Here is a 3,993-nt window from a genome sequence, read left to right as displayed (position 1 = left end):
AATACTCCCTTATATATTGGTTTCAGCGACTTAATTATAAGGATATGAGTAAGCTCATGTCTATTTTTGTACAATAAAACCCCGGCATGCCGGGGTTATTGTATAATATTCAACTTTCAACCTTTAGATAAAGATTTTTAATCATGAGAATTAAGCTGTATAATTGCATTCTATCTACTATATAATATAGAGAGAATTTGTTAGAAACGTAGATAGCAAATTAATCGGAGTTTATTTATGGATAACAACAATAAAAACAATATGTCTAGAGAGCGTAGGCAAAGAACTCGTAACAGTGCCTTAGCCTCTAATAACGGTGGTAACATTAAACGCCCATTTGTGAAGATTCTAGGTTTAGTATTTTTAGTCATGATTTTCGTCATGGGTGCTTATGGATTTAGACTATATGCCCAAACGCAAAGTTCTATGGGTAAGACTTACAGGCCTTTGGATGGTAAAAAGGTTTCTACTCGTATTAACAATAAGAAACCTGTCTCAATTCTTCTATTAGGTGTCGATACAACTGACGATGGTGTCAGAGATGCTGAAAAGGATTATCGTGGTAATTCGGATACAATGATTGTTGTAACAGTCAATCCGGATACGAATAAGACTACGATGATGTCTGTTCCAAGAGATTCCATGGCTCAAATTTGGAAGAGCAGTTCGAATAATACAAGAAAGATTCAAAAAATCAATTCAGCCTATAACATTGGTAATGAAGAGAGTGCTGTTGCTACAACAGAGAAATTCTTGAACATACCGATTGATTATTACGTTAAAGTTGATTTCAACTCATTGACACAGATTGTTAATGCTGTTGGTGGTGTTGATGTAGATGTACCATTTAGCTTTTCTTATGGTGATACTGGTCAAAAGGAATCCCATTTCAAGAAGGGTAAGATGCATTTGAACGGTAAACAAGCTCTTGATTATTCAAGAATGCGTTACGAAGATCCAAAAGGTGATTATGGACGTCAGTTAAGACAGCGTCAGGTCATTACAGCAATTATTAAGAGTGCTGCAAGTGCCAAGACGTTTACACGTTATCAAAAAGTATTGGATAGTATTTCTAGTTCAATGACAACAAACTTGAGCTTTAGCGATATGCAATCAATGTTCTTGAATTATCGTGGTGCGGCCAAGAGTATCGGCTCTGATCACGTTCAAGGATATGGCTCAATGATCAATGGTTCTTCTTATGAAGTAATTCCTTCTAAGGAACTACGACGAGCATCCAATAAGCTAAGGAAGCAATTAGGCTTATCCGAGGAAGATTTGGATAATGAAGAAACAAGATTAAATACATTGAATGAGGATAATGGTTTCTCCTTTGAGAGTGGGAACCAAAACCAGAACTATACAATCTTTACAAGAAATCAAACGTCCGAATAAGGATTTGACTAAAGACTGAAACAATAGTTTCGGTCTTTTTTATATGTTTTTAGTGAGGGCCTCCGGGTCTGGCAGTAATTAAGTTCTGCTGTGAGATCGGTTCGAGCCAAAGTGCGGTCTCAAACCTCGATTTTGAACTTCGTAAAATACGCGAATTTCAAAATACGTCAGTAGTGTAAGAGCAGAAAATCGCTGCTCTAACGCTACTTTCACTGCTGAACTCCATTACTGCCAGACCCTCCGGTTAAGTTGGCTGCATGGACTAGTCTGACTTTGGGTGATAACATGTATTCTTGTGTGTTTTATTAAAAATATGAATAAATAGATAATTTACTATTATAAGTAGTAAAAGGTTAGATGGAACCAAGCTTAATATAGATGGTTTTATAATATATATAATTCAGAACATTAATAGAATTATTAGTAATAAAAAGATAAATTAGTCGGAAGGGATGAGGGTATTCACCAGCTATGGAAGTGGCGTTATGGTTTTAGCCATTACACCACCGGGCGAGTTTGGAGACTTACCGGTTTTTGGTAAGGCTTCAAACCGAGGTTCGAGACCGTACTTTGGCTCGAGCCGTTCCGCATAGCAGGCGAAATACTCTTATCTCTGTAGACGGAACATTTCAAATACAGAGGAGACAAATATGAGTGTTTTAGAAGTACATGACTTAACACAACAATTTTTGGATAAAAGATTGTACGATTCAGCCAACTTACAGGTTAATAAGGAAGACCATTTGGGTATTATTGGACAAAATGGTGTCGGTAAGTCTACCTTTATCAAGATTTTGACTGGTCAAATTGAACCTGACGAGGGGAAAATCTCTTGGAAGAAACATTTAACTATCGGTTACTTGGATCAACAAGCCAAATTAGCTGCCGGAATGACGATTTACGAGTACCTAAAAACGGCGTTTTCAAAATTATATGAAACTAGCGATAAGCTAAACGACATTTACATGAATAACCCGGATGATGAAGACCTTGAAAAGGCTGGAAAGCTTCAAGAAATCTTAGATGCCAACGATTTCTACGAATTGGATACTAAGATTCAACAAGTTGCTACTGGTTTAGGACTCGATGCGATTGGATATGACCATGACGTTTCCAAACTTAGTGGTGGTCAACGTTCGAAGATTATCTTGGCTAAAATTTTGCTCGAACAACCTGATATGATTCTTTTGGATGAGCCTACTAACTACTTGGATACTAACCATATTGACTGGTTGGCTGATTATTTGAATAACTTTGAGGGTGCCTTTATCGTAATTTCCCATGATTATGGCTTCCTAGACCGCATTATTAACTGTGTGGCTGACTTTGAGTTCGGTAAGATCACTAAGTATACTGGATCATTGAAGCAAGCTCTCAAACAAAAGGCTGCTAATAAAGAAACATATATGAAGGCTTACGTTAAGCAACAGGACCAAATTTCGAAGACTAAAGCTTATATTAGAAAGTTTAAGGCCGGTTCACGTTCTAAGAGTGCCAAGAGTAGGGAGAAACAATTGTCCCACATGGAAGTCCTCACACCCCCAGGGAACAAGACTGCAGCTAGCTTTGGCTTTCCATATATTGAAGTACCAAGTTCTCGTATGTTACTAGAAGTAAATGATCTTAAAGTCGGTTACGATGGGAAAGCTCTGTTTGATAAAGCATTGAATTTCTCAATCGTTAGTGGCGAAAAGATGGTTATTAAAGGATTCAATGGTATCGGTAAGTCTACATTGATCAAGACACTACTAGGCATTATTCCTCCTATTGAAGGTAACTTTGATTTCTCAGAGACTGTTAAAATTGGATACTTCAAGCAGGATCTAGTATGGAAGAATAACCTTGAGTCACCGTTTAAGTACATAAGTGACGAGCATTCTGACAAAGATGGTAAGGAAGTTAGACGTGTATTAGCTAGAACTGGATTAACTAACCAACAAATCATGTCTCAAATGCGCTCATTATCTGGTGGGGAGCAGACTAAGGTTAAGATTGCTGACTTGATGTTCGACAATACTAACTTCCTATTCATGGATGAACCTACTAACCACTTGGATGACGAGTCAAAGGCCGCTCTACGTAAAGGGCTCAAGAACTATGATGGATCAATGATTCTCGTAACTCACGAGGAGGATTTCTATAGTAGTGATTGGATCGATAAGGTCTTGGATATTGAAAAGATAAAAGAAAATTGATTATTTTCAAAAAAATATGAAAAAGTACTTGCATTGGTTTACTATTAACGGTAAGATATTACCTGTTGTCACGAAGAGTTAACAACGCCAACGGTTTAGTAATGATTTTGCTTGATTGTTGGAAAAATTATTTCAAATAAGTTCTTGACATTATGTTTTGAACTTGGTAGAATAATTAAGTTGACTCGAAAGAGCAACACACAAGATTTTGATGAATTTATTCATTAAGTTCTTACAAAAATTATTTTAAAAAGTTCTTGACATTCATTTGTTGGTTTGATAAAATAATTAAGTCGCTGATGAGCGTAAGCGCTTAATCAGCTGGTAGACCTTTGAAAACTGAACAAAGTTTTAACACTAAAATTGTGTAGGCCAACATTTATTTGTTGGATTTACAACGAAG

The 3,993-nt window shown here is 36.6% G+C and carries 2 protein-coding genes; both read left to right on the top strand.

The features are described 5' to 3' along the window. Positions 1-237 precede the first annotated feature (237 nt). A complete protein-coding gene (locus AAA923_RS12295) occupies positions 238-1,395 on the top strand; it encodes an LCP family glycopolymer transferase (protein WP_338217502.1) in 1,158 nt (385 codons plus the stop codon). Between the two features lie 650 nt (positions 1,396-2,045). Beyond that, positions 2,046-3,590: an ABC-F family ATP-binding cassette domain-containing protein gene (locus AAA923_RS12290; RefSeq protein ID WP_041500025.1), complete on the top strand. Its 1,545-nt coding sequence runs from the start codon at positions 2,046-2,048 to the stop codon at positions 3,588-3,590. The last annotated feature ends 403 nt before the right edge of the window (positions 3,591-3,993 follow it).

The organism is Companilactobacillus muriivasis (assembly GCF_036246245.1).
Classification (GTDB): domain Bacteria; phylum Bacillota; class Bacilli; order Lactobacillales; family Lactobacillaceae; genus Companilactobacillus; species Companilactobacillus muriivasis.
The sequence above is the reverse complement of the archived record's forward strand: the minus strand, read 5'-3'. Positions and strand labels throughout refer to the sequence as shown.